This is a genomic window from Streptomyces sp. NPDC047117, assembly GCF_040643545.1.
GTDB lineage: Bacteria > Actinomycetota > Actinomycetes > Streptomycetales > Streptomycetaceae > Streptomyces.
Map to the genome: position 1 here is coordinate 156544 of NZ_JBEYUN010000007.1, position 24489 is coordinate 181032.

A 24489-nucleotide genomic window follows, 5' to 3' on the forward strand; every position below is an offset into this window, starting at 1 on the left:
ACCGGGCGGTTCAGGAGCGGCGCTCAGGAGGAGGCGCGCTCGAGCTTGATGTTCCAGACGCCGGTGTACTTGCCACCCTTGGACGTCATGATCGAGATCGTCGCGGAGTCGGCCATCTGCTGGGTCTGCTGGTTGTAGAAGACCCGGTCGCCCTCGACCGACGTGTAGGTCTGCTTGCTCAGGCTGGTCACCGGCATGCCGTTCGCCATGGCGATCCAGCCCTGCTCGGCCATGTCCGGCTCGACGCCGAGGCGGACCTTGTCACCGGGGTGAATGGTGATCGTCTGGTCCGGCTTCGCCGTCATGCACTTCTCGAACTTGGCCTGCTCCGCCTTGTTCTTGGAGGTGAGGTCGCCGATGGTCTTGCCGTCCTCGTAGCAGGAGGCTTCGGCCGTGACGGAGTCCTGGCCGGCGGTCACGGTCGCCCGCGGCGTGGGCTGGTCACAGGCGGAGAGGACGAGCAGTCCCAGGGACACGGCGCCCGCGGCGGCGGCGGCACGGCGGCCCTTGCCCCGGAGCGAGGAGGAGAACGCGGTCATGCGGGCAGGCTATCTGGCCGCCGGGCCCGCACGACGCCGGGGTACGGTGCGCGCTGCTCCGTGTGGAGCGGGTTACGCCACGCGGGGGCGCCGCGCACGCCCCGGGGATTACGCCACACGGGGGCGCGCCGCGCCGTGCCCGTGGGCCGCGGCGAGGAGCCCCCGTACGGTCGTGGCGGCGGCCAGGGCCAGTACGCCGGCGGCCACGGCGAGGCCCAGGACTCCGTGCAGCGGCAGCGCGATGCCCAGCCCGCCGCCCACCACCCACGACAGCTGGAGCACCGTCTCGGAGCGGGCGAAGGCCGAGTTGCGGAAGGACTCCGGGACGTCCCGCTGGATCAGCGCGTCCAGCGACAGCTTCCCCAGCGCCTGGCAGAGCCCGGCAGCGGCGGCGGTGGCGGTGATCATCACGCTCGCCAGTACGGCGTGCAGGGCTGCGGCGGCCACCGTCACGCCGAGCGCCAGCGCCAGCACCACCGCGATGATCACCTCCGGGCCGCGCGCCCGCAGCCAGGCCCCGACCGCCGTGCCCAGCGCGTTCCCGGCCCCCGCCGCCACCGCCACCACCCCCAGCGACACCGCCGGGCTCAGCCCGCCCAGCGGGTGCTCGCGCAGCAGGAACGCGAGGAAGAAGGTGAGGAAGCCGGAGAGCGCGCGCAGCGCGGAGTTCGCCCGGAGGCCGCGCAGGACGGACCCGCCGACGGTGCGCAGCCCGGGCCGCGGGCGGCGCGTCCGCCGCGCCGGAGGAATCCGTGCCTCGCCCCGCGCCGAGTCGACCTTGTGCGGCAGCGAAAAGGAGAGAAACGTGCCTGCGACGAACACCGCGCACGCGCCGTACAGCGGCCAGGCCGGGCCGAGCAGATGCAGCCCGGCGCCCAGCGGCGCCGCCAGCCCGGTGGCCAGCAGCCCGGCCAGGGTGACTCTCGAATTGGCCTTCACCAGGGAGAAGCGGCGCGGCAGCAGCCGGGGCACCACGGCCGAACGGACCACGCCGTACGCCTTGGACGACACCAGCACGCCGAGCGCGGCCGGATACAGCTCCAGGCCGCCCGTGGCCACCGCGCCCGACATCGTGAGCGCCAGCACCGCGCGGGCCAGCATCGCCCCGGCCATCGCGGCGCGCCGGCCGTGCGGCACCCGGTCCAGCAGTGGCCCGACGACGGGCGCGAGGAGCACGAACGGCGCCATGGTGACCGCCAGGTACAGGGCCACCCGGCCGCGCGCCTGGTCCGTGGGGACGGAGAAGAAGACGGTCGAGGCGAGCGCGACGGTGATCAGCATGTCGCCCGCGGAGTTCACCGCGTGCAGTTCGATCAGTTTTCCGAGGCCCGACTCGCCCGCGCCGTGCGCGTGTGTCGCGCGGCGGACGGCGCGCCCGGAAGCGGCGAACGGACGGCGTACCGCGGCCCCGGCGGCCCGGCTCGCGCGGCCGACGGCCCGGCCCGCGCCACGGACCGGGCCGCTGCCCTCGGTCGATGCCCTGGCGGCGGCCACGTCGTCATAGTGCCCGAAACGGCCCCTCAACTCGCCCAGGTGATGCCAGTTTCCACGAGTTTCCACGGGTTCCTTCCCGGGCGTGCGGGGGGCGGCGGAGGGGCCCGTGGCGGCTGCCGGTGACATTTGCCGCTCCCGCCGGGGGGTCGTACACGATTGAAGGGGTAGCGTGTGTAGCGCGCCACCGGCGGTCGCTCTTGGCCGCGCGCCTTGCCGCGATCCCGCAGAATGGTTCGTATAGGCGCGCTGCTTCTGGAGGGCTGATCGGGCGCGGACGTCGACGCGGTCCCCAGGTCCGCTCCGCCCGCCCCGGCCCGTCGGTCGTCCGGACAGGTTCAGGACGGCTCCGGCCGGCGCGCTCGTGAGACGGCGTGGAAGAGAGAATCGATTCTTGTGAGTGCTGCGATGCGAAGCCGTACGCCCGACCGCCTCTGCGCCGAGGCCGTCGAACTCGCCCGCGGGGCGGCCGAGGAGGCCGCCCTGCCGGGCATGGTCGGTGAGCACGTCGACGCAGTGGCCGACGGGGACCGCGTCGTCACCCATCTGTTCGAATGCAAGGAGCCCGGGTACCGGGGCTGGCGCTGGGCCGTCACCGTCGCCCGCGCCTCCCGCGCCAAGGTCGTCACGCTCGACGAGTCGGTGCTGCTGCCCGGCCCCGACGCGCTGCTGGCACCCGAGTGGGTGCCGTGGAGCGAGCGGCTGCGCCCCGGTGACATGGGCCCGGGCGACCTGCTGCCCACCGAGTCCGAGGACCTGCGGCTGGAGCCCGGCTTCGCGGCCGACGAGACGTTCGGCGACAACGGCGGCGTGGGCGTCCCGCCCGTCGCCCCCGGTTCGCCCGACGCGGACGCGGCCGGCCCGACCGCGGCGGACCGCGCCGACGCGGCACGTGCCGCGCGGAGCGCCGGTACCGAGGCCGCCGCGAGTGCCGACGAGGACGCCGAGGCGCGCCGCGGCCCGCTCGCCGAGCTGGCCGAGGCCGAGGACGCCGACGTGGTCGCCGGCACCCCCGCGCACCAGGCCACCGTGCCGGCCCGCGGCAGCATCGCCGCGGTCGCCGAGGAGCTGGGCATGGGCCGTGCCCGGGTCCTCTCCCGGTACGGCCTGCACACGGCGGCCGACCGCTGGGAGGAGGCGTACGGCGCCAAGACCCCGATGGCGCAGGCCGCGCCCGCCGCATGCATGAGCTGCGGCTTCCTCGTCCCGCTCGCCGGTTCGCTCCGGCAGGCCTTCGGCGTCTGCGCGAACGAGTTCTCCCCGGCGGACGGCCGGGTCGTCTCGCTGGCGTACGGCTGCGGCGGCCACTCCGAGGCCGCCGTGATGCCCAAGCCGCCGCGCCCGGCCCCGCCGGTCATCGACGAGACCGTCGTCGAGCCCATGCCGCTCCGCCCGGACCGCACCGGCGGCTCCGTCTCGGAGGGCGAACCCGCCGAGGAGCTCGGCCACAGCTGACCCACCGGGACGCCGGCCCGCCGCTGCCGCGCGCGGGCGCCGGGCCGGGGACGCCGCGTGCCCGGAAGGCCGGCGTCGGCCGACGTACGCCGGGCCGCCGCGGCCGAGGGCCGAACCCCGGCGCACGCCCGCCCGGCACCGCACGCGGCGTACGCCGGTGCGACGTGCGGCTCGACGCGCGCTCCGGTCGCGGACCCCCTCGTTCTCAGCCCGTTGGCGAGGCGTGTCGTACCCCGGCCGTTCGCGGGGCACCCGAGGCGGAAGAATGACGTGCGAAGCCGCCGCGGGGCGGGAAGCTGTGTGCGAGGGAGCAGTCGTGAGCCGTAGGGCGACCGTCCGGAATCCCGTCGATGGTGCGGACCCCTTCGGAGCCGCGCGGTTGCGGCGGGGCGTGCTGGACGCCTGGGCCGGCTCCCCGGCCCGGTTCCGCGAGGATGCCAACGCCGAGGAGGACCTCGCGCTCGGCGGGTACCGCGACCGGCTCGTGGTCGAGCTGGCGCAGAACGCCGCCGACGCGGCCGCACGCGCCGGGGTGCCGGGCCGGCTCCGCCTGACGCTGCACCCGGGCGAGGACGGCACGCACCCGGTCCTGGTGGCCTCCAACACCGGCGCGCCGCTGGACGCCACGGGCGTCGAGTCGCTGTCCACCCTGCGCGCCTCCGCCAAGCGGGACAGCGACGCGGCGGCGGGCGCGGTCGGCCGCTTCGGCGTCGGCTTCGCCGCCGTGCTGGCCGTGACCGACGAGCCGGCGGTGGTCGGGCGGACCGGCGGCGTGCGCTGGTCGCTGGCCGAGGCGCGCTCCATGGCGCTGGACGTCGCGGCCCACAGCCCGGGCCTGGGCAACGAACTGCGCCGCCGGGACGGCCACGTACCGCTGCTCCGGCTGCCGCTGCCCGCCGAGGGCACGGCCCCCGAGGGGTACGACACCGCCGTGGTGCTGCCGCTGCGGGACGGCGCCGCCGAGGACCTGACGCACCGTCTGCTGGCCGCCGTCGACGACGCGCTGCTGCTGACCCTGCCGGGCCTGGCCGAGATCGTCATCGAGACGGCCGAGGGCGCCCGTACGCTGCGGCGCGGCGCGGACGGCCCGTACGTCGTGATCGAGGACAGCGCGCGCGGCACGGTCCGCTGGCGCGTCGCCTCCGACGGCGGCGCCCTGGAGCCCGCACTGCTGGGTGACCGCCCCGTCGAGGAACGGCTGCGGCCCGCCTGGTCGGTGACCTGGGCGGTGCCGGTGAACGCCGAGGGCGAGCCGGTGCGCCCGGCCACCGCGCCCGTCGTGCACGCGCCGACCCCCACCGACGAGCCGCTGGGCCTGCCCGCGCTGCTCATCGCGTCGCTGCCGCTGGAGCCGACCCGCCGGCACGTCGCGCCCGGCCCGCTCGCCGACTTCGTGACCGAGCGCGCCGCCGACGCCTACGCCACGCTGCTCCGGGACTGGGAGCCGGCCTCCGTCGGCACCATCGACCTGGTGCCGGGGCCGCTGGGCAAGGGCGGCCTGGACGGCGAGCTGCGGCGGCTGGTGCTGGAGCGGCTGCCGAGGGTGCCGTTCCTGCCCGGCGCCGGCACCGGCACCGCGGTGCGCCGCGAGGCCGACCGCGCGCTCGGCACCTGGCCGGAGGCCGACGAACCGGCCGGCACCGAGGCCGACGGGCCGTACGTGCTGCGCCCCGTCGAGGCCGAACTGGTCGAGGGCGCGGGCGCCGAGACCGTCGCCGTCCTGGCCGAGCTGTTCCCCAGCCTGCTCCCCGCAGGCCTGGAGCGGCGGCCCGAGCTGCGCGCGCTGGGCGTGGCCCGGGTGCCGCTGGGCGAGGTCGTCGACCGGCTGGCCGGGGTGGAGCGCGCGCCGTCCTGGTGGCGGCGGCTGTACGCCTCGCTCGCCGGCACCGACCCGGACCGGCTGAGCGGGCTTCCCGTACCGCTCGCGGGCGGGCCGGCCGAGGAGACCGGGGGAGTCCGGACGACGATCGGCCCCCGCCAGGTGCTGCTGCCGCTCCGGGAGGAGGGCACGGAAACGGCGTCCCGGCACCGGACCCTGGCCCGGCTGGGGCTGAAGGTCGCGCACCCGGACGCGGTCCACCCGCTGCTGGAGAAGCTGGGCGCGGTGCCCGCCACGCCGCGCGCCGTCCTGACGACTCCCCAGGTACGCGCGGCCGTCGCGCACTCCCTGGAGGACGCGGAGGACGAGTACGACGTCTTCGCCGAGGAGACGGCGGACGGGCCCGGCGGCGCGCTGGCGGGCGAGGAGCTGGCCGAGGCCGTGCTCGGGCTGGTCCGCGACGCGGGGCTGGCCCCGGGCGACGAGCCGTGGCTGGGCGCGCTGGCGCTTCCCGACGAGGACGGCGAGCCGGCCCCGGCCGGGGAGCTGGTCTATCCGGGCAGCGCGTTCGAGCGGGTCATCCGGGACGGCGAACTGGCCTGTGTCGACGAGGAGCTGGCGGCCCGCTGGGGCGAGCAGCCGCTGACCGCGGTGGGCGTGCTGGCGGACTTCGCGCTGGTCCGCGCCCAGGACGTGGTCCTGGACCCGGACGAGCTGGAGCCCCGGGACGGCGACTTCGCCGAGCCGGACGACATTGGGCTGCTGGACGCGGTGGACGTGTGGTGCGAGGACGTCCTCGACGGACTGCCCGAGACGCCCGTACCGCCGGTCGCCACCGAGATCGTCGCCGTACGGGACCTGGACCTGGTCGACGACGACGCCTGGCCGCAGGTGCTGGCCATGCTGTCGCAGCCGCCGCTGCGGGACGCGCTGACCGCACCGGTACGGGTCCTGCTCCCGGACGGCACGACGGAGACGGTGCGCCCGTACACGGCGTGGTGGCTGCGCGGCCACCCCGTGCTCGACGGGCGGCGCCCGGCAGGCCTGCGCTCCGCGGGCGGCGACCCGCTGCTGGCGGGCCTGTACGAGGCGGCGGACGCCGGCGAGGTCGACCCGCAGGTGCTGCGCGCCCTGGGCGTACGGACCTCGGTGGAGGCGCTGCTGGACGAGCCGGGCGGCGCCGCCGAACTGCTCGGGCGGCTGGCCGACGAGGACGCCCGGGTGACGGCCGCTCAGCTGCACGCCCTGTACGGCGCGCTGGCGGGGATGGACCCCGAGCAGGTGACGCTGCCGGACGAGCTGCGGGCCGTGGTGGGGGACGCGGTGCGGGTGGTGGACGCGGCCGACGCGGTCATCGCGGACGCGCCCGACCTGCTGCCGCTGGCCGGTGACCGGCCGCTGCTGCCGGTCAGCCCGGGCCGCGCCGCCGCGCTGGCCGAGCTGCTCCAGGTACGGCGGCTGAGCGAGGAGTGCGCCGCCGAGGTGCGGAGCGAGGGCACGGTGCGCGAGGTGCCGGAGGCGGTACGCGTGCTGCTGGGCCCCGACACGCCCGGTACGTACGTCGAGCACGACGAACTGCTGGTGGCCGCGGACGGCGGGGACACCGAGCTGGACTGGCTGCGCGCCGCCGACGGCACGGTGCACGCGGCCACGTTCGAGGGCGTGGCGGCCGGGCTGGCCTGGGCGACGGGGCAGTGGCCGCGCCGCTTCGAGGTGGCGGCGCTGCTGGAGGACCCGACGCGCACGGAGGAGCTGGCGCGGGCGCGCTGGTTCGACTGACGGAGAGGTGCTTCGAGGGGCCTCCGCGAGGACGCGGGGGCCCGGCTCACCCGGGGGTCAGGCGTCGGAGACGGCCTGGCCCCCGTCGCTTTTCGCGGCCGCGTCGCGCTTTATGGCGGCGTCGCGCTTGCGGACGTACCAGATGCCGAGCAGTCCGAGGCCGCCGCCGGCCAGGCAGGTCCAGACCCACCAGGTGGTGCCCCGGTCGTCGAACCAGCCGTAGAAGGGCAGCTGGGCGAGGAAGAGCACGAACCAGATGACGGTGCCGCCGGTGACGGTGGCGACCACGGGCCCTTCCAGGGGGGCGGGGGCCTCGCGCAGTTCGGACTTCTTCCACATACCACCAAGCTTACGGCGGGCCGGTCCGCCGGTTGTCCCCGGCACTCGCGAACCGTGCCGGAACCCGCCCCGACCCGGTCGGCCCAAGGGTCTACGCGCGGAGATAGCGATCATCGATTTGTTTATTCATACTGAACCTTTCCGGATCTGACCGGTTTCTCTCGTCTGATAGAACAAAACTGATCCGATCGTCTGTGTGGTCCGGGAACCGGGCCGCCCGCGCCTCCCCAGGCCCGTACCACTGAGGTCCCCACCGATGCCCACCCCGGCCACCACCGAGGCCGACGCCGATTCCCCGTCCGGCGCCACGCCCGAGCCCAAGAACGGTTTCGACCGGTTCTTCCAGATCTCCGAACGCCGCTCCACGGTCGCCCGTGAGGTGCGCGGCGGTCTGGCCACCTTCTTCGCGATGGCCTACATCGTGATCCTGAACCCGATCATCCTGGCCGGCGGGCAGGACATGAACGGGCACCACCTGGACAACGCCCAGCTGGTCACCGCCACCGCGCTGATGGCGGGCCTGACCACCGTCCTGATGGGCGTCATCGGCAACGTCCCGATCGCGCTCGCCGCCGGGCTGGGCATCAACGCGCTGGTCTCGCTCCAGCTCGCGCCCCAGATGACCTGGCCGGACGCGATGGGCATGGTCGTCTGGGCCGGCATCGTGCTGATGATCCTGGTCGCCTCGGGCCTGCGGCAGCGCGTCATGGACGCGATCCCCAACGGGCTGCGCCGCGCCATCGCCATCGGCATCGGCCTCTTCATCAGCCTGATCGGCCTGGTCGACTCCGGCTTCGTCACCCGCAATCCGGACTCCGCGCACACCACCGTGCCGCTCGGCCTGGGCACCGGCGGCCAGCTCCAGGGCTGGCCGGTACTGGTCTTCGTCCTCGGCCTGGCGCTGATGTTCGTGCTGACCGTGCGGAAGACCAAGGGCGCGATCCTCATCGGGATCGTCGTCATGACGGTCGTCGCGATCATCATCAACACCATCGCGGGGCTGCCGGACAGCGCCTGGGGCCTGGCCGTGCCGAAGATCCCGGACGCGCTGGTCGGCACCCCCGACTTCGGCCTGGTCGGTCAGATCAGCCTCTTCGGCGGCTTCCAGAAGGTCGGCATCCTCACCGGCTGCCTCTTCGTCTTCACCGTGCTGCTCTCCGGCTTCTTCGACGCGATGGGCACGATCATCGGCGTCGGCGAGGAGTCCGGCCTGACCGACGAGAACGGGCAGCTGCCGCGCATGGGCCGGATTCTGATGCTGGACGGCATCGGCGTCGCGGGCGGCGGCCTCGGCTCCTGCTCGGCCAACACCTGCTTTGTTGAATCCACCGCGGGCGTCGGCGAGGGGGCCCGTACGGGCCTCGCGAACGTCGTGACCGGCGGACTCTTCCTGCTCACGCTGATCTTCAACCCGCTCGCCACGGTCGTGCCGTCGCAGGCCGCCACGCCCGCCCTGCTCGTCGTCGGATTCCTGATCATGGCGTCCAACGTCCGCGAGATCGACTGGAGCGACTTCACGGTCGGCATCCCGGCGTTCCTGACGATCGTCTCGATGCCGTTCACGTACAGCATCACCACCGGTATCGGTATCGGTGTCGTGGCCTACATCCTGCTGCGCGCCGCGACCGGCCGCTTCCGGCAGGTCCCGTGGCTGCTGAACGTCGTCGGCCTCTGCTTCCTGGTCTACTTCCTGCTCAACCCGATCGAGCAGGCGCTCGGCCTGAAGTAGTCACTGGCTCCCTCGGCTATATCGGCGGAGCGGCGTAGAACCGCTCCGTTTCCTCGACCGACGTCTTGAAGCGTTCGTCGAAGTCCTCGCGCATGAGCGTCCGGATCACGTAATCCTGGACGCTCATGCCGCGTTTGGCCGCGTGCTGTCCGATGCGCTCCAGCAGCTCACTCTCGACGCGAAGGCTGAGCACTCTCGATCCCATGCGGTCAACGTTCCACGTCCGGCCCGTTCTGGCGCGTCACTTTCCGCCACCCTCTCACTCGTTTGGGTGATGCATGTAGTCCTGCGTCCCTCGACTTTCTTTAGCGAGAGTAATGAGTTACGCTAACAAACATGCCGGAACTGTCCCTCGGTGACGACGATGCCGCCGTGAACGCGCTGCGGTCCGCCGTCATGCGCCTGTCCCGCCGGATCAAGCACCAGCGGGTCGACGAATCGCTGAGCCCCACCGAGATGTCGGTGCTGGGCACCCTCGCGCGCTGCGGTACCGCCACCCCCGGTGAGCTGGCCCGCAAGGAGCACGTCCAGCCGCCGTCGATGACCCGCATCGTGGCGATGCTCGAAGCCAAGGGGCTGGTCCGGCTGGAGCCGCACCCCGACGACCGGCGCCAGAAGGTGGTCATGCAGACGGAGCAGGCGGAGGAGATGCTCGAAGAGAGCCGCCGCAAGCGCAACGTCTGGCTGGCCGAGCTGGCCTCGGGCCTGGACGAGGACGAGTGGGAGGCGCTGCGCGTCGCCGCCCCCGTACTGGAGAAGCTCGCGCACATGTAAGCCGCCGATGACCGTCATGCCACCGACCGCCGAGGAGGCGAACCCACTTGAGTACGGGATCCGGAACAGATTCCGCCCCCGCACCGAACCCCGACGACGACCGCGGGACCGGCACTGCCCACGCCCCCGCGGAACCCGCTGCGGCTGCCGTCAAGCCGCGCAAGGGCACCTTCAGCTCACTGCGCAACCGTAACTACCGTCTCTTCGCCACCGGCCAGGTCGTCTCCAACACCGGCACCTGGATGCAGCGCATCGCCCAGGACTGGCTGGTGCTGAGCCTCACCGGCTCCTCGGCCGCCGTCGGCATCACCACGGCCCTGCAGTTCCTGCCCATGCTGCTCTTCGGCCTGTACGGCGGCGTCATCGCCGACCGGCTGCCCAAGCGCAAGCTGCTGCTGCTCACCCAGGCCGCGATGGGCTGCACGGGACTCGCCCTCGCGGTACTGACGCTGACCGGCCAGGTCCAGGTCTGGCACGTCTACCTCGTCGCCTTCCTGCTCGGCCTGGTGACCGTCGTCGACAACCCCGCCCGGCAGTCGTTCGTCTCCGAGATGGTCGGCCCCGACGACCTGCGCAACGCCGTCAGCCTGAACTCCGCGAACTTCCAGTCGGCGCGGCTGGTCGGCCCGGCCGTCGCCGGCGTACTGATCACCGCCGTCGGCAGCGGCTGGGCCTTCATGCTCAACGGCCTGTCCTTCATCGCGCCGATCGTCGGCCTGCTGATGATGCGGCCCGCCGAGCTGTACCCGGGCAAGCAGGTGCCCCGCGGCAAGGGCCAGCTCCGCGAAGGCCTGCGCTATGTCGCCGGCCGCCCGGACCTCATCTGGCCCATAGTCCTGGTCGGCTTCATCGGGACCTTCGGCTTCAACTTCCCGATCTGGCTGACCGCCTTCGTCGACAAGGTCTACCACTCGGGCGCCGGCACGTACGGCCTGCTCAACACCCTCATGGCGGCCGGTTCGCTGGCCGGCGCGCTGCTCGCGGCGCGGCGCGGCACCTCCCGCCTCCGCCTCCTGGTGGGCGCCGCGCTCCTCTTCGGCGTCCTGGAGATCGCGGCGTCCCTCTCCCCGTACTTCTGGCTGTACGCGCTCCTGCTCGTCCCGATCGGCATGTGCGGCCTGACGATCAACGTCACCGCCAACTCCAGCGTCCAGCTGGCCACCGACCCCGCCATGCGCGGCCGCGTGATGAGCCTGTTCATGATGGTCTTCATGGGCGGTACGCCGCTGGGCGCGCCGCTCGTCGGCTGGGTCACCGACGCGTACGGCGCCCGGATCGGCTTCCTCACCGGCGGCGTGATCTCCGCACTGGCCGCGGTGGGCGTCGGCCTGGTCCTGGCCCGCATCGGCGGCCTCCGCCTCCGCCTGGACCTCCGCCGAGGCCACCGCCACGTCGCCCTCGTCCCCCGCGAATCCACCGCCCGGGACCGGGTGGCAGCGGCGGCGTGACGACCACCGCCTGCGGGCCCGCCGCGGTTGCTCGCGCGGTTCCCCGCGCCCCTGATGGGGTGCGGGGAACTGTCGATCAGAAGCCGAGATAGGTGACCTGGACGATGAAGACCCGTTCGCGGCGGACGACGATCTGATAGCGGAACATCCCGCCAGGGACGGTGATGTCGCCGCCCTTGGGGCCGGCGTCCTGGTGGAGGGTGCCGTCCAGGTACTTCGCTTCGCACATCCGCATCAGCTCGGCGGCCTTCTTCTCCACCGCGGCGACGAACTCCGACGGTGCGGTACGGGATGCCTGTTCAGCCCCGAAGGCGTACTCCCACTTCCAGCTCACTGACGTACCTCCGCCAGTGCTTCATCGAGCACGGCGGTGAGTTCTTCGAGAGCCTTCCGGGCGGTGTCGGGGTCCTCGTCCTCCAGGTGACTGGTGGCGTGGTGGTAGCGGGCGGCGAGGTCGGGCCGGCGGGCGATCTCGATGTCCCGTGCCCAGGTGAGAACCCAGGCCTTTACCGGGGTGACGGATTGTTGTTCGACGGCTTGAGCGAAGGCCTCGTCCTTGCTCGCCGCCATTTCGTCGAGCCGGTCCGGGGCGACGGTGGCGAGGGCCTGCCTGAGCGCCTCGGGAGTATTGGCAGGACGGGGGACGACGGGGCCGGTGGGGGGTACGGCGGCGGAGGTCATGGACGGCCTTCTTCCTGGTGACGGTCAGGCGATGAGGGCTTGAGGGGTGCGGACCACGCCGATCGTGAAGGTTTCGTTGGCGTAGGCACTGAGCAGCCGTTCGCACAGGGGGCCCATGCTGCTCATGTTGTCGCTCTTGCGCTGCTGGTCGGCTCGGTGCCAGACCGCTTCGTCGATCTCTACGTCGAGTTGCCGGCGATCGATGCCTGAGCGGGTGTAGGGCGGGCAGTCGTCCATGGTGATCTGCTGGTTCGTGTAGGCCGCGAGCAGCATTTCGAGGAAGCGGGCGGTGGAGAGCCCGATCTGCCCGGCGAGGGTGCCGACCTGCGCGGCCGTCTCGCGGCCTATGCGTGGCTGCTGGCGGGTGCGGGGCGCGGGCGGCATGGCCGTCCCTTCTGCTGGCGTCACGGCGAGAGTAAGGGGATTCCCCTTCACCGGGCAACCTTGTGAAGGGGCGCGACGGGCCGGGCTGCCGCCTTGAGGGACGCGGGGAACCGGGCGGGCAACCACGGCGTGACCGCGCACGCCAAAATGACCGCATGAGACTCTTCGCAGCGGTGCTTCCGCCGCAGGCGGTGATCGAGGAACTGGCGGCCGAGACGGCGGCCCTGCGCCGGATCCCCGGCGCGGAGCGGCTGCGCTGGACCGGCCACGCGGGCTGGCACTTCACGCTCGCGTTCTACGGCGAGGTGGCCGACGGCATCCTCCCCGAGCTGCACACCCGGCTGGCCCGCGCCGCCCACCGCCACGGGCCGTTCCCGCTGCGGATCAGCGGTGGCGGCCGGTTCGACCACAAGGTGCTGTGGGCGGGCGCGGCGGGCGGCCGGGAGCCGATGCGGCACCTGGCGGACGCCGCGGGGGCCGCGGCCCGGCGGGCCGGCGTGGACATGGACGAGCACCGGCGTTACACCCCGCACCTCACCCTCGCCCGCGCCCGGGGCGGCGAGGCCCGCGTGGATCTCGTCCCCTTCGCCGACGCGCTCGCGGAGTACGAGAGCGAGGAGTGGACGGTGGCCGACCTGGCCCTCGTCCGCAGCAACCTGCCCGCCTCCGGCGTCCCCGGCGAACAGCCCCGCTACGAGACGGTGGCGTCCTGGCCGCTGGGCGACGGCGGCCGCTGAGCGCGGTGGCGGCGCGACGGCCGCTGAGTACGGCGGCCGCTGAGTACGGCGGGCCCGGCGCCGGGCGGGACCCGCGTACGACCCCGGGGATGATCCGGGGACGACCTGGGGCGGTACTGGCTGCGGACCGGCCCGGCGGTCCGGTTACGCTCAAAGGGTGGACCCCAAGACCCGTAACCGGATCATGTCCGGCCTGCTCGCCGTACTGCTGATCGTCGTCGTTGTGGCGGCCGCCATGCAGTGACGGCTGCGGCGTCGGCCCGTACGGCGGGGCCGGCTCCTGAACCACCCGGCCCAGGAGCCGTCCCGCGCGGTGCCCGTCCGCCTACCAGGCGAAAGCCTCGGGAGACGGGCCCGGCCCCGGGAAGATCTCGTCCAGCGACCGCAGCAGCTCGTCCGGCAGCGTCAGCTCCACCGCCCGCAGCGCCGACGCGAGCTGATCCGTCGTACGCGGCCCCACGATCGGCCCCGTCACGCCGGGCCGCGTGAGCAGCCACGCCAGCGCGACCTCGCCCGGCTCCAGCCCGTGCTTGTCCACGGCGTCCTCGTACGCCTGGATCTGCGCCCGCGCGGTGGGGTCGGCGAGCGTGTCGGCGGCCCGCCCGGAGGCGGTGCGGCCGCTGCCGCCCTCCCGCTCCTTGCGGATGGCGCCGCCCAGCAGCCCGCCGTGCAGCGGCGACCACGGGATCACGCCGAGCCCGTAGCCCTGCGCGGCCGGGATGACCTCCATCTCGGCCCGCCGCTCGGCGAGGTTGTACAGGCACTGCTCGCTGACCAGCCCGTACGAGCCGCGGCGCGCGGCGGTCTCGTTGGCCTGCGCGATGTGCCAGCCCGCGTGGTTCGAGGACCCCGCGTACAGGATCTTGCCCTGCTGCACGAGAACGTCGATCGCCTGCCAGATCTCGTCCCACGGCGTCGACCGGTCCACGTGGTGGAACTGGTACAGGTCGATGTAGTCCGTCCCCAGCCGCTTGAGGCTGGCGTCCACGGCCCGCCGGATGTTCAGGGCGGACAGCTTGTCGTGGTTGGGCCAGGCGCCGTCCCCGTCCGGGGCCATGTTCGCGTAGACCTTGGTCCCCAGCACGACCTTGTCGCGCCGGCCCCCGCCCTTGGTGAACCACGACCCGACGATCTCCTCGGTACGCCCCTTGTTCTCGCCCCAGCCGTACACATTGGCCGTGTCGAAGAAGTTGACGCCCGCACCCAGCGCGGCGTCCATGATCGTGTGGCTGTCGGCCTCGTCGGTCTGCGGCCCGAAATTCATCGTCCCGAGAACGAGCCGGCTGACCTTGAGCCCGGTACGTCCTAGCTGCGTGTACTCCATGACCCCACAGCCAACGCGTTAGAGCGCGCTCGAATCAAGGACGTGAAGCGGCCCCAGGCGTCGGGGGATGCGGTGACGCCGGGCCGCGCTATGTCTTTTGAGTCCCGCACGTGGACGGCGGTGTGCGCGATGGCGACCTCGACGCAGTTGCCGCCCTGGTCACTGCTGTAGCTGCTCTTGAACCAATCGAGGTGAGTGCTCATAGGTCTTCTGCCACCTGTTCGATGAGTTTCATGGACTCTTCCGGGGTGCGGGCCTGAGCTCGCAGAATGCCATAGCGCGCGAAAAGGTTCCCCAGGTCCGGCTGTTCGCTGACGAAGAAACTGCCGCCCGCCCCTTCGATGTACACGAGCTGACGGTGCTCGGCTGTCTCCAACAGGACCATGGGCCCGCTCAAGGAGGCATGCGTCTGCCGGTCCGGGGGCATGACCTGGATCTCGACGTTGCGGAGTTGGGCGATGTCGAGCATGTGGTGCAACTGCTCCCTGAGCACCTGCGGGCCACCCAAGGGGCGAGTGAGGGCGATCTCCTCCAGCACGAAACTCGTGATCGGTGCGGGCTTGCGATGGAGGAGCTCCTGGCGTGCCAGGCGAGTAGCCACCCGCGCCTCGATCTCCTCGTCGTCCAGCGGCGGACAGTGGCAGTTGAATACTGCGCGCGCGTAGCCGTCTGTTTGCAGCTGACCGGGGATCAGGTGGTTCTCGTACGAGTAGAGGGCCAGAGCCCTCGCCTCTTCCTCTGCGAACTCCTCGAACCAGGACGGCATCCGGCTGACGTGAAGGTGCTCTGCGGCTGCGAGCAGAGCACCGCCTGCGGCGAGTGTGTCGTCCGCCAGTGGCGCGAACGTCCCCTTGGGTGGACGGTCGCCGCGCTCCACCATGGCCACCTGGGACTTCGAAAACCCGATCCTGCGGCCCAGCGCCTCCTGCGTCAGCTCGGCCTTCTCCCGGTAGAAGCGCAGCAATGCGCCGAACATCCTCGTATTACCGGAGCCGAGACCACCTTTGTTCACAGCACCCTCCCCTTGGCTCACCACACTTCACAGCGCCCGTGTGGCACTGGTCACAGTCAAAGGCCAGCCGCAACGCTTCGAGGCATGAACCTTGGAATCTCACCCGATCTCGTCCCGGCCTGGGTGCCCGCTTCAGGGCATGCGTTGCGGCTGGTCGGGGTGCACTTTGATGCCGTCCGGATCGGGGACCTGTTTGGTGAGCAAGTCGCTTACGAGCTCATGACGTTCACCGATTTCCGGGCCGGGCCCATCGTGCGGGCCTCGACCCGGGGCCGGAATTCCTACTTCCTGCTGCCGCCGCGCACCGCCGCGGCATACGCGTGGCCCGTTGGGGTCGAGGTGGTGGGGCGGGATCGGCGGCATACGGCGTTCGTCGGGGTGCCCGCGTTGTACGGGGACACCTGGCCGCTCGACTGGCGGTCGTTGCCCTGCGCGGAAGCGCCGTTCGTGGAGGCGGAGTTGTTGCAGGAGATGGCTGTGCGGGTGCTGGCGGCCTAGGCGGCCGGTTCGTACGGGGTGCCCACGTCCCAGCCCTGGTGCATCGCGTCGGCGAAGGCGGCTGCGAGGAGATGTTCGCCGGAGGGGGAGGGGTGGGTGCCGTCGTAGGTGTCGCGGTCCAGGACGTAGTCCTCGGGGGGTGAGGCGAGGAGCAGGGGGGACTGCGGGGTGGAGAGGTCGGCGACGGCCTTGGCGAGGAGTTCGTTGAAGCGGTCGCACTCGGCGGCGAAGAGGGGGTCCGTCAGGGCCCGGATGTTGGGGATGACGGGGAGGAGTACGGCGCGGACGTGGGGCCGTACGGCGCGGGCCTCGGCGAGGAAGCGGCGGGCGTTCGCGGCGGTCTGTTCCGCGTCCGTGTAGAAGCCGAGGTCGATCAGGCCGAGGGAGATGAGCAGCGTGTCGGCCTTGTGGGCGCGTACGGCGTCGCCGATGAGCGGGGCCATGTGCAGCCAGCCCTCGCCCCAGCCGGCGAGATGGCGGCGGGCGCGTTCGGGGAAGGCCGGGTCGCCGTAGTCGTACGAGACGGGTTCGGCGGCGGCGACGTCGTAGAGCGTGTCGCGGGGGCCGACGATGCGGTACGGGCCGCCGTACGCGCGGTTGAGGTGCTGCCACATGCGGTAGCGCCAGGTGTAGTCGCCGGCGGAGCCGATGGTCATGGAGTCGCCGACGAACATGATCCGCATCCGGCCATTTTCGCCGATCACCGGCGTGGCCGGTACGTGACGCTGGCCACGCGCCCCCGTAGAGCGCCGCGCTGATGGGAAGCTGGGGGCATGCGTTCGCTTCTGTGCGCGGCAGGTGCCGCGGGGGTACTGCTCTTCGGGTCGGCCGCCGGCGCCGTGGCCGCGTCCGGCGGTGAGCCGGAGCAGTTCACGATCAAGGACCCGCGGATCACCGAGTCCAGCGGCCTGGCCGCCAGCCGCGCGCACCCCGGCATCTACTGGACGCACAACGACAGCGACGACGGGCCGTACGTCTACGCCGTGGACTCCCGGACCGGCCGGACGGTCGCGACCGTCACCATGCGGGGAGTGGGCGATCCGCGGGACGTGGAGGCGATCTCGGTCGGGCCGGACGGCGACCTGTACGTCGGCGACATCGGCGACAACCTCGGCGGTTCCTGGGACCACGTCTGGATCTACCGTTTCCCGGAGCCGAAGCAGCTGCGCGATCAGACGGTGACGGCCACTCAGTACGTGGTGAAGTACGCGGACGGGGCGCGGGACGCCGAGGCGATGATGGTGCATCCGAAGACCGGGCGGGTGTACGTCGTCTCGAAGAAGGAGGACGGGGGCGCGGCGCTGTACGCCGGGCCCGAGCGGCTGAGCACGTCCGGGCCGAACGTCTTCGGACGCGTCTCCGGCATCGACATGTGGGTCACCGACGGCGCCTTCTCGCCGGACGGCAGCCGGCTGATGCTGCGCAGCTACTTCGGCGGCCGGATGTTCCGCTGGCAGGACGGCCGCCCGAAGGACGACATCGGGAGCGTGGGCGTACCGATACAGGGGCAGGGCGAGTCCGTCACGTTCACCCCGGACGGGCGGACGCTGATGTTCGGGTCGGAGGGCGCCGACAGTCAGGTCGAGCCGGTGGGGCTGAGCGGCAGACAGCTCCCGGAGTCGGCGTCGGACGGCGGCTCCGCCGGCCCCGGCGGCGCGGACGGGAACGGCTCGGACGGGTCCGGTGACTCCTCCGACTCGTCGGACAAGAGCAATCCGGCCGTCACCGGCGTCATCGTCATCGGGATCGCCATCGCGGGCATCCTCGCCATCCGGCGGCGCGGGCGCCGCTGAGCGCGGGCGTCGCTGAGCGCGACGGCGCCATGCAGTACGCGGGCGGGCCCCGGCGATCTCCTCCGCCGGGGCCCGCCCGTGTGTCCGTGTGTCAGTGGAAGCGGCTGGCTACAGCTTCTCGATGACGTAGTCGATGCAGTTCGTCAGGGCCTCGACGTCGGACGGGTCGATGGCCGGGAACATCGCGACGCGCAGCTGGTTGCGGCCGAGCTTGCGGTACGGGTCGGTGTCGACGATGCCGTTGGCGCGGAGGGCCTTGGCGACGGCCGCGGCGTCCACGTCGTCGTTGAAGTCGATCGTGCCGATGACCTGCGAGCGCTTGGCCGGGTCGGTGACGAACGGGGTGGCGTACTTGGAGTCCTCGGCCCAGCCGTACAGGGTGCGTGCGGAGGTCGCCGTGCGGCGGACCGCCCAGTCCAGACCGCCCTGCCCGTTGATCCACTCCAGCTGCTCGTTGAGCAGGAAGAGGGTGGAGAGGGCCGGGGTGTTGTACGTCTGGTTCTTGAGGGAGTTGTCGATCGCCGTGGGCAGCGAGAAGAACTCCGGGATGTGCCGGCCGGAGGCGTGGACGGCGCGGGCGCGCTCCAGGGCGGCGGGGGAGAAGACGCCGACCCACAGACCGCCGTCGGAGGCGAAGGACTTCTGCGGGGCGAAGTAGTAGACGTCCGTCTCGGCGATGTCGACCGGGAGGCCGCCGGCGCCGGAGGTGGCGTCGACCAGGACGAGCGAGCCCTCGTCGGCCCCCGCGACGCGCTTGATCGGCGCGGCGACACCGGTGGAGGTCTCGTTGTGCGTGAAGGCGTAGACGTCCACGCCCTCCTCCGCCTGCGGCTCCGGGTGCGTACCGGGCTCGGAGGAGATGACGGTGGGCTCCTCCAGCCAGGGCGCGAGCTTGCTGGCCTTGGCGAACTTGGAGGAGAACTCACCGAAGGTGAGGTGCTGGGACTTGCGCTCGATCAGACCGTGCGTCGCGATGTCCCAGAACGCGGTGGAGCCGCCGTTGCCGAGCACGACCTCGTAGCCCTCGGGGAGCTGGAAGAGGTCGCGGACGCCCTCGCGCACCTTGCCGACCAGGTTCTTCACCGGGGCCTGGCGGTGGGAAGTGCCGAGGAGAGAGGTTCCGGTGGCGGCCAGGGCGTCGACCGCCTCCGTACGCACCTTGGAGGGGCCCGCGCCGAAGCGACCGTCGGCGGGCTTGATGTCAGCGGGAATCTGGATATCAGCCACATGCGAAGCCTAATCCGTCGCGCCGCCGAGTTCTGACCCGAGTCCAGCCGTTGAGACGGGAGTGTCCGGGGATGGCCGGGCGTCGCAGCCCATCTCCCGGCGTCCCGCGGGGCAGGCTGAGGGGTATGGCTGAGCGTGCGCAGAGGGAGACAGGGACAGGGACGGCGGACCAGGAGCTGGTACGGGCGCTGACGGCGGCCGTACGGGGGGAGGTGTCGGGGACCCCGGCGGACCGGGCGCTGATGACCATGGACGCGTCGAACTACCGGCGGGTGCCGCGGGCGGTCGTCGCGCCCCGCGACACGGCGGACGTCGCGGCGGCGCTGCGGGTCTGCCGGGAGCACGGGGTGCCGGTGGTGCCGCGCGGCGGCGGTACGTCCATCGCCGGGCAGGCCACCGGTACGGGCGTGGTGCTGGACTTCACCCGCCACATGCGGCGGATCGAGTCGCTGGACCCGGAGGCGCGGACGGCCGTGGTCCAGCCCGGCGTGATCTGCGACGAGCTGCGCACCGCGGCCGGCGCGCACGGTCTCACCTTCGGGCCCGACCCGTCCACGCACAGCCGCTGCACGATCGGCGGCATGATCGGTAACAACTCCTGCGGCTCGCACTCGGTGGCCTGGGGGACGACGGCGGACAACGTGAGTGCGCTGGACGTGCTGACGTACGGGGGTGAGCGGGTCCGGGCCGGCCAAGGGCTCGACGGAGTGCCGGGCGCGCTTGCGGAGGGCATGCGCGCGCTGGTCGACGGGGACCTCGCGCTGCTGCGTACCGGCTATCCCGAGCTGCCGCGCCGGATCTCGGGTTACGCGCTGGACGCGCTGCTCCCCGAGAACGGCGTCGATCTGGCGCGGGCGCTGACCGGCAGCGAGGGCACGCTCGGGGTGCTCACCGGGGCGACCGTGAAACTGGTCGAGGCGCCGGCGGCCCGGGCCCTGGCCGTGCTGGGGTACCCCGACGAGAGCGCCGCCGCCGAGGCCGCGCACACCCTGCTCCCGTACGGGCCTTTGACGGTGGAGGGGATGGCGTCCGACCTGGTGCCCGACGCGGGCGGGCTGCCCAAGGGCGGGGCGTGGCTCTTCGTGGAGACCGGCGGCGGCTCGGCGGCGGAGGCGCGGGCGCGCGCCGAGGAGATGTGCCGGGCGGCGGCCGCCGACGGGGTCACGGACCACATGGTCGTCTCGGATCCGGCGGGGCAGCGTGTCCTGTGGCGGGTGCGGGAGGACGCCTCGGGGACGGCGACGCGGATGCCGGACGGGAGCGAAGCCTGGCCCGGGTGGGAGGACTGCGCCGTTCCCCCGGAGCGGCTCGGCGGCTACCTCCGCGACTTCCGGGCGCTGCTCTCCCAGCACGGGCTGCGCGGCACCCCGTACGGCCACTTCGGCGACGGCTGCATCCACGTACGCATCGACTTCGACCTGCTCACCGGTCCCGGCATCCGGCGCTTCCGGGAGTTCTCGCACGACCTGGGGGACCTGGTCGTCGCGCACGGCGGCTCGCTGTCCGGCGAGCACGGCGACGGGCAGGCCCGCGCCGAGCTGCTGCCGAAGATGTACGGGCCGGAACTGACGGGCCTCTTCGGCCGTTTCAAGGACATGTGGGACCCGGCGGGCGGGCTCAACCCCGGCATGCTCGTCCGTCCGCACCGCATGGACGACAACCTCCGCTTCGCCGTGCTGCCGAAGCAGCCGGTCGACGTGGAGTTCGGCTACCCGCACGACAAGGGCGACTTCTCCGCCGCCGTACGGCGCTGCGTCGGCGTGGCCAAGTGCCGCAACACCTCCGTCTCCGGCGCGGGCGTGATGTGCCCGTCCTTCCGTGCGACGGGGGAGGAGCGGCACTCCACCCGCGGCCGCGCCCGGCTGCTGCACGAGATGCTGGCGGGCGAGGTGGTCACGGATGGCTGGCGGTCGGCCGAGGTGCACGACGCGCTCGACCTCTGCCTGTCCTGCAAGGGCTGCCGCAGCGACTGCCCGGTGGGGGTGGACATGGCGACGTACAAGGCGGAGTTCCTGCACCACCACTACGCGGGCCGGCTGCGGCCCGCCGCGCACTACGCCATGGGGCGGCTGCCGCTGTGGCTGCGTGCCGCGTCCGTCGCCCGGCTGGCTCCCGTGCTCAACGCGGCGGCCGGGGTGGGGCCGCTCGCCGCCGTGGCCAAGCGGGCGGGCGGTATCGCGGCGGAGCGCACGATCCCCGAGATCGCGCCGGAGCCGTTCACGCGCTGGTTCGCCCGCCGCTTCCGCGCCCGTACGACCGGCCCCCGGCCGCGGATCATCCCGCAGGCGAAGGCCGCCACCCTCTGGCCCGACACCTTCACCACCTACCTCGCGCCGTCCGTCGGGCAGGCCGCGGTGCGGGTCCTGGAGGCCGCGGGCAAGGAGGTCGTGCTCCCGACGGCGCCCGGCAAGGCCGTCTGCTGCGGCCTGACCTACGTCTCCACCGGCCAGCTCGACCAGGCGCGCAAGGTGATGCGCCGCACCCTGGACCACATCGGCCCGGCCCTCGGCCGCCCCATGGTCGTCCTGGAGCCGAGCTGCGCGGCCACGCTCCGCACAGATCTGCCCGAGCTGCTTTCGGACGACCCGCGCGCGGCCGAGCTGGCCCGCTCGGTGCGGACCCTCGCCCAGTACCTGGAGGAGTACGCGCCGGACTGGCAGCCGCCCCGGATCGACCGCCCCGTGGCCGGTCAGACCCACTGCCACCAGCACGCGGTCCTCGGTGACGCGGCCGAGCGGCGGCTGCGGGAGCGGGCGGGGCTGACGGGCGAGCTGAGCGGCGGCTGCTGCGGTCTCGCGGGCAACTTCGGCTTCGAACGCGGTCATTACGACGTTTCCGTGGCGTGTGCAGAAGAGCAACTGCTCCCTGCCGTACGGGACGCTGACCCGGCCGCCGAGATCGTCGCCGATGGCTTCTCCTGCCGTACGCAACTGGCTCAGCTGGGAGAACGGCCCGGACGTCACCTCGCGGAGGTGCTGGCGGAGCGCCTGTGACGGAACGGCCGGAAATGTGCGATCGCAACGTATCCGCGGAAAGTGCATTTTTCCGTGCGGCGGTCGGACCGTAGCTTGGGGAACGTGAATCATTCGTCTCCCTCGACCGGCGCGCAGGCCGGCCCCCGTTCCCGTGCTTCCTCCGGCCTCCCGGACGCCGGTGAGCCCTCGCGGCTCGCGGCGTCCGACGCGGGCGCGCTGCCCGTAGCGGTACCGCCCTCGGAGGAGGTCCGGCGGGCCGAGCGGGCGGACAGGGCCAACGGCTCCCGCAGCCGCATGATGTCCGTGGGGCTGGTGATCGGCGGCATCATCTCGCTGCAGTTCGGCTCCTCGGTGGCCGTGCTGCTGTTCCCGCGGGCCGGTGCGCTCGGTGTGGTCACCCTGCGCCTCGTCGTCGCGGCGCTGGTCCTGCTCGTGGCCTGCCGCCCGAAGCTGCGCGGCTACTCGCGCGGCGACTGGGCCACCGTGGTCGGCTTCGGCTTCGCGCTGGCCGGCATGAACTCCCTCTTCTACCTGGCGATCGACCGCATCCCGCTGGGCGCGGCGGTCACCCTGGAGTTCCTCGGCCCGCTGGTGCTGTCCATCGTGACCTCCCGGCGCGCGCTGAGCCTGGTGTGGGCGGCGCTCGCGCTGGGCGGCGTCGCGCTGCTGGGCCGCGAGGGCTTCGACGGGCTGAACCTGTTCGGCGCCGGGTGCGCGCTGACGGCCGGTGCGCTGTGGGCGGCGTACATATTGCTGTCGGCCCGCGCGGGACAGCGCTTCCCGCAGGCCGACGGGCTGGCGCTGGCGATGACCGTCGCCGCCGTCCTCACCCTGCCGCTGGGCATCACGACTTCCGGCGCCGCGCTGCTCGACCTCGTCACGATCGGGCTGGGCGCCGCCGTCGCGATGATGTCCTCGGTGCTGCCGTACACGCTGGAGCTGCTCGCCCTGCGCAAGCTCCCGGCCTCCGGCTTCGCGGTCATGATGAGCCTGGAGCCGGCCGCCGCCGCGACGGCGGGCTTCCTGGTCCTGCACCAGTCGCTCGGCATGGCGGAGGTCGCCGCCATCGGCATGGTCGTCCTCGCGAGCGTCGGCGCCGTCCGCTCGGCGAGCTCCGGTCACTGACCCGACTCGGCGAGCTCCGGCCACCGCCCCGGACCCGGCGAGCCCCGGTCACGGACCCGCTTCCGCCACCGCCCCCGCCCCCTGCCGCCGTTGGTGTGAGGGGCCGGGGGCGGATGGATGAAGCGGCCGGAAAACGGGTGTGGCTCCTGTCCGCCATCGGTCACACGTCTCCCGTACGGAAAGAGGACGTACGGGCGACGACGTACGGGACGGCGACGGAGGGGCGACGCGGTATGACGGGGATCGGGCGCAGGGAACTTCTCAGGTTCGGAGGCGCCGCGGTTCTCGGCGGTCCGGCGCTGCTCACAGGCTCGGCCGAGGCGGCCCCGCGGCCCCCGGGCCCGGGCCGCAAGCCGGTCCCCACGGTGAAACCGGCGCCCGCCGACGTCGGCATGCCGGACATCGCCCTGCCCGGCGCAGCGCCGGGCGGCGGCGGGTACATCGACGTGTCCGGGCCGGCCGCCTCGCTGCTCCAGAAGAAGCGGCTCACGCACACCTCGGTCCTCCAGTCCTTCGCGTTCGACGAGGGCAACGGCTACATCTACGCCCTCCAGGTCGTGCAGGGCGGCGTCCGCCTCAGGGGCGAGACGCGCACGTACACCCACGCCCAGCGGGTCACCCGCGGCGACCTCTGCCTGAACCGCCTCACCATGGCCGGGCGGCTGAAGGACCGGATGTTCCTCAAGGGCTTCGGGCACGGCGGCTCGCTCGGCGTCCAGGAACGGCCGGGCCGGGCGCCCCTGCTGTGGACGGAGTGGGACGTCAACCCCGCCTCCGGCTACGGCCGCGGCATCGCCCGCTTCACCTACACCCCGAACCGCGTCCTGCGGGCCGGCGACCGCTCGCTGACCACCTTCCACCCGCAGCCGGGCACCACGAAGAACCAGCCGGCCGTCGACATGGCCACCGGCCGGCTGCTGCTCCGCTACCGCCGCCGGGGCATCTACCGCTACGCGCTCTACGACCTGGACGACTTCGCCCGCGGCACGAAGCCCAAGGCGCTCACCGACGTCCCGCAGCCGCCGCTGCGCAAGGGCGTCTTCTACCAGGGCCTGGCGCTCTCGGGGAACTACGCGTACCAGCTCACCGGCAGCCCGTACGGCCCCGGCAACCCCGCCTCGGGGCCCGGCGACGCCCGCCTGGCCGGCATCGACCTGCGCACCGGCACCGTCCTCCAGGACGTCCGTACGACGGCCGGACGGAAGCTGCGCCCGCGCGAGCCGGAGGGGCTGGCGGTGCTGCGCCGGGGCGGCGACCGGCTGGTCGCGGGCTTTACTTCGGGAAAGGTCAACCGCCGTCGCTTCTCGCTGTACGCGCACGGCGGCTGAGTGCGTCCCTCCTCCTATGGCTTCTCTGGCTC

Annotated in this window: 23 protein-coding genes; 11 read left to right on the forward strand and 12 right to left on the reverse strand. The window is 72.8% G+C overall.

Annotation, left to right across the window (positions count from 1 at the left end; translation table 11 throughout):
- Positions 1 to 23: 23 nt before the first annotated feature.
- Together ABZ840_RS15615 and ABZ840_RS15620 are read right to left on the reverse strand one after the other, a co-directional pair.
- On the reverse strand, positions 24 to 539 hold the full coding sequence (locus ABZ840_RS15615) for a hypothetical protein (protein WP_361559267.1): 516 nt from the start codon (positions 537 to 539) through the stop codon (positions 24 to 26).
- Positions 540 to 647: 108 nt separating this feature from the next.
- A complete protein-coding gene (locus ABZ840_RS15620) occupies positions 648 to 2033 on the reverse strand; it encodes an MFS transporter (protein ID WP_361559900.1) in 1386 nt (461 codons plus the stop codon).
- Positions 2034 to 2438: 405 nt separating this feature from the next.
- On the opposite strand from ABZ840_RS15620, the gene ABZ840_RS15625 reads away from it, so the two are divergent.
- Both ABZ840_RS15625 and ABZ840_RS15630 read left to right on the forward strand, forming a co-directional pair.
- Positions 2439 to 3485: a DUF3027 domain-containing protein gene (locus ABZ840_RS15625; RefSeq protein WP_361559270.1), complete on the forward strand. Its 1047-nt coding sequence runs from the start codon at positions 2439 to 2441 to the stop codon at positions 3483 to 3485.
- A gap of 391 nt (positions 3486 to 3876) precedes the next feature.
- Positions 3877 to 7083, forward strand: a complete 3207-nt coding sequence (locus ABZ840_RS15630; protein WP_361559903.1) for a molecular chaperone Hsp90 — start codon at positions 3877 to 3879, stop codon at positions 7081 to 7083.
- Positions 7084 to 7140: 57 nt separating this feature from the next.
- Here ABZ840_RS15630 and ABZ840_RS15635 read toward each other — a convergent pair whose 3' ends face one another.
- Positions 7141 to 7422, reverse strand: a complete 282-nt coding sequence (locus ABZ840_RS15635; RefSeq protein WP_361559273.1) for a DUF2530 domain-containing protein — start codon at positions 7420 to 7422, stop codon at positions 7141 to 7143.
- A gap of 256 nt (positions 7423 to 7678) precedes the next feature.
- Here ABZ840_RS15635 and ABZ840_RS15640 point away from each other — a divergent pair, with 256 nt between their 5' ends.
- Positions 7679 to 9151: an NCS2 family permease gene (locus ABZ840_RS15640; protein ID WP_361559276.1), complete on the forward strand. Its 1473-nt coding sequence runs from the start codon at positions 7679 to 7681 to the stop codon at positions 9149 to 9151.
- Positions 9152 to 9167: 16 nt separating this feature from the next.
- Here ABZ840_RS15640 and ABZ840_RS15645 read toward each other — a convergent pair whose 3' ends face one another.
- Complete coding sequence (locus ABZ840_RS15645) at positions 9168 to 9356, reverse strand: ribbon-helix-helix protein, CopG family (RefSeq protein ID WP_361559279.1); 189 nt, start codon at positions 9354 to 9356, stop codon at positions 9168 to 9170.
- A gap of 131 nt (positions 9357 to 9487) precedes the next feature.
- On the opposite strand from ABZ840_RS15645, the gene ABZ840_RS15650 reads away from it, so the two are divergent.
- Both ABZ840_RS15650 and ABZ840_RS15655 read left to right on the forward strand, forming a co-directional pair.
- Complete coding sequence (locus ABZ840_RS15650) at positions 9488 to 9925, forward strand: MarR family transcriptional regulator (protein WP_361559282.1); 438 nt, start codon at positions 9488 to 9490, stop codon at positions 9923 to 9925.
- Between the two features lie 47 nt (positions 9926 to 9972).
- Positions 9973 to 11373 carry an MFS transporter gene (locus ABZ840_RS15655; protein WP_361559285.1) on the forward strand — a complete coding sequence of 467 codons (1401 nt, stop codon included), beginning with the start codon at positions 9973 to 9975 and terminating at the stop codon, positions 11371 to 11373.
- 76 nt (positions 11374 to 11449) lie between these two features.
- Here ABZ840_RS15655 and ABZ840_RS15660 read toward each other — a convergent pair whose 3' ends face one another.
- The 3 genes from ABZ840_RS15660 to ABZ840_RS15670 are packed head-to-tail and all read right to left on the reverse strand — an operon-like array spanning position 11450 to position 12462.
- A complete protein-coding gene (locus ABZ840_RS15660; protein WP_361559288.1) occupies positions 11450 to 11707 on the reverse strand; it encodes a hypothetical protein in 258 nt (85 codons plus the stop codon).
- Positions 11704 to 12054: a hypothetical protein gene (locus ABZ840_RS15665; protein WP_361559291.1), complete on the reverse strand. Its 351-nt coding sequence runs from the start codon at positions 12052 to 12054 to the stop codon at positions 11704 to 11706. Before ABZ840_RS15665 ends, ABZ840_RS15660 begins: the two co-directional genes overlap by 4 nt.
- A 24-nt stretch (positions 12055 to 12078) precedes the next feature.
- Positions 12079 to 12462: a hypothetical protein gene (locus tag ABZ840_RS15670; RefSeq protein WP_361559294.1), complete on the reverse strand. Its 384-nt coding sequence runs from the start codon at positions 12460 to 12462 to the stop codon at positions 12079 to 12081.
- A gap of 131 nt (positions 12463 to 12593) precedes the next feature.
- Between ABZ840_RS15670 and thpR the strand changes: the two genes are divergently transcribed.
- Positions 12594 to 13175 (forward strand): RNA 2',3'-cyclic phosphodiesterase, encoded by a 582-nt coding sequence (gene thpR / locus ABZ840_RS15675; RefSeq protein ID WP_361559297.1) that lies wholly within the window; start codon positions 12594 to 12596, stop codon positions 13173 to 13175.
- A gap of 325 nt (positions 13176 to 13500) precedes the next feature.
- Here thpR and ABZ840_RS15680 read toward each other — a convergent pair whose 3' ends face one another.
- From ABZ840_RS15680 to ABZ840_RS15690, 3 genes are read right to left on the reverse strand one after another with little or no spacing between them, the layout of a single operon-like run.
- Positions 13501 to 14499 (reverse strand): aldo/keto reductase, encoded by a 999-nt coding sequence (locus tag ABZ840_RS15680; RefSeq protein ID WP_361559300.1) that lies wholly within the window; start codon positions 14497 to 14499, stop codon positions 13501 to 13503.
- Entirely contained in the window at positions 14481 to 14702 is a 222-nt protein-coding gene (locus ABZ840_RS15685) for a DUF397 domain-containing protein (RefSeq protein ID WP_361559303.1), read from the reverse strand. Before ABZ840_RS15685 ends, ABZ840_RS15680 begins: the two co-directional genes overlap by 19 nt.
- Positions 14699 to 15475: a helix-turn-helix transcriptional regulator gene (locus ABZ840_RS15690; RefSeq protein WP_361559905.1), complete on the reverse strand. Its 777-nt coding sequence runs from the start codon at positions 15473 to 15475 to the stop codon at positions 14699 to 14701. Before ABZ840_RS15690 ends, ABZ840_RS15685 begins: the two co-directional genes overlap by 4 nt.
- A 120-nt stretch (positions 15476 to 15595) precedes the next feature.
- On the opposite strand from ABZ840_RS15690, the gene ABZ840_RS15695 reads away from it, so the two are divergent.
- Positions 15596 to 16009: a hypothetical protein gene (locus ABZ840_RS15695; protein WP_361559306.1), complete on the forward strand. Its 414-nt coding sequence runs from the start codon at positions 15596 to 15598 to the stop codon at positions 16007 to 16009.
- On the opposite strand, the gene ABZ840_RS15700 is transcribed toward ABZ840_RS15695, so the two are convergent.
- A complete protein-coding gene (locus ABZ840_RS15700) occupies positions 16006 to 16692 on the reverse strand; it encodes a GDSL-type esterase/lipase family protein (RefSeq protein ID WP_361559309.1) in 687 nt (228 codons plus the stop codon). The two genes, ABZ840_RS15695 and ABZ840_RS15700, sit on opposite strands and share 4 nt — an antisense overlap.
- A gap of 90 nt (positions 16693 to 16782) precedes the next feature.
- Here ABZ840_RS15700 and ABZ840_RS15705 point away from each other — a divergent pair, with 90 nt between their 5' ends.
- A complete protein-coding gene (locus tag ABZ840_RS15705; RefSeq protein ID WP_361559312.1) occupies positions 16783 to 17802 on the forward strand; it encodes a hypothetical protein in 1020 nt (339 codons plus the stop codon).
- A 108-nt stretch (positions 17803 to 17910) separates the two neighbouring features.
- On the opposite strand, the gene serC is transcribed toward ABZ840_RS15705, so the two are convergent.
- On the reverse strand, positions 17911 to 19029 hold the full coding sequence (gene serC, locus ABZ840_RS15710; protein ID WP_361559315.1) for a phosphoserine transaminase: 1119 nt from the start codon (positions 19027 to 19029) through the stop codon (positions 17911 to 17913).
- 125 nt (positions 19030 to 19154) lie between these two features.
- Here serC and ABZ840_RS15715 point away from each other — a divergent pair, with 125 nt between their 5' ends.
- The 3 genes from ABZ840_RS15715 (at position 19155) to ABZ840_RS15725 (ending at position 24457) form a co-directional block, all read left to right on the forward strand.
- Entirely contained in the window at positions 19155 to 22022 is a 2868-nt protein-coding gene (locus tag ABZ840_RS15715) for an FAD-binding and (Fe-S)-binding domain-containing protein (protein ID WP_361559318.1), read from the forward strand.
- A 198-nt stretch (positions 22023 to 22220) separates the two neighbouring features.
- Positions 22221 to 23129, forward strand: a complete 909-nt coding sequence (locus ABZ840_RS15720) for an EamA family transporter (RefSeq protein WP_361559908.1) — start codon at positions 22221 to 22223, stop codon at positions 23127 to 23129.
- A gap of 365 nt (positions 23130 to 23494) precedes the next feature.
- Positions 23495 to 24457 (forward strand): teichoic acid biosynthesis protein C, encoded by a 963-nt coding sequence (locus tag ABZ840_RS15725; RefSeq protein ID WP_361559321.1) that lies wholly within the window; start codon positions 23495 to 23497, stop codon positions 24455 to 24457.
- Positions 24458 to 24489: the final 32 nt, after the last annotated feature.

Bases quoted from the DNA above. Each gene is read 5' to 3' on its own strand.
- ABZ840_RS15690 (WP_361559905.1), bottom strand. From the start codon at position 15,475: ATGTTCGGCGCATTGCTGCGCTTCTACCGGGAGAAGGCCGAGCTGACG.
- ABZ840_RS15700 (WP_361559309.1), bottom strand. From the start codon at position 16,692: ATGCGGATCATGTTCGTCGGCGACTCCATGACCATCGGCTCCGCCGGC.
- ABZ840_RS15715 (WP_361559318.1), top strand. From the start codon at position 19,155: ATGGCTGAGCGTGCGCAGAGGGAGACAGGGACAGGGACGGCGGACCAG.
- ABZ840_RS15685 (WP_361559303.1), bottom strand. From the start codon at position 14,702: ATGAGCACTCACCTCGATTGGTTCAAGAGCAGCTACAGCAGTGACCAG.
- ABZ840_RS15695 (WP_361559306.1), top strand. From the start codon at position 15,596: ATGAACCTTGGAATCTCACCCGATCTCGTCCCGGCCTGGGTGCCCGCT.
- ABZ840_RS15640 (WP_361559276.1), top strand. From the start codon at position 7,679: ATGCCCACCCCGGCCACCACCGAGGCCGACGCCGATTCCCCGTCCGGC.
- ABZ840_RS15645 (WP_361559279.1), bottom strand. From the start codon at position 9,356: ATGGGATCGAGAGTGCTCAGCCTTCGCGTCGAGAGTGAGCTGCTGGAG.
- ABZ840_RS15680 (WP_361559300.1), bottom strand. From the start codon at position 14,499: ATGGAGTACACGCAGCTAGGACGTACCGGGCTCAAGGTCAGCCGGCTC.
- ABZ840_RS15705 (WP_361559312.1), top strand. From the start codon at position 16,783: ATGCGTTCGCTTCTGTGCGCGGCAGGTGCCGCGGGGGTACTGCTCTTC.
- ABZ840_RS15625 (WP_361559270.1), top strand. From the start codon at position 2,439: ATGCGAAGCCGTACGCCCGACCGCCTCTGCGCCGAGGCCGTCGAACTC.
- ABZ840_RS15650 (WP_361559282.1), top strand. From the start codon at position 9,488: ATGCCGGAACTGTCCCTCGGTGACGACGATGCCGCCGTGAACGCGCTG.
- ABZ840_RS15615 (WP_361559267.1), bottom strand. From the start codon at position 539: ATGACCGCGTTCTCCTCCTCGCTCCGGGGCAAGGGCCGCCGTGCCGCC.
- ABZ840_RS15635 (WP_361559273.1), bottom strand. From the start codon at position 7,422: ATGTGGAAGAAGTCCGAACTGCGCGAGGCCCCCGCCCCCCTGGAAGGG.
- thpR (WP_361559297.1), top strand. From the start codon at position 12,594: ATGAGACTCTTCGCAGCGGTGCTTCCGCCGCAGGCGGTGATCGAGGAA.
- ABZ840_RS15665 (WP_361559291.1), bottom strand. From the start codon at position 12,054: ATGACCTCCGCCGCCGTACCCCCCACCGGCCCCGTCGTCCCCCGTCCT.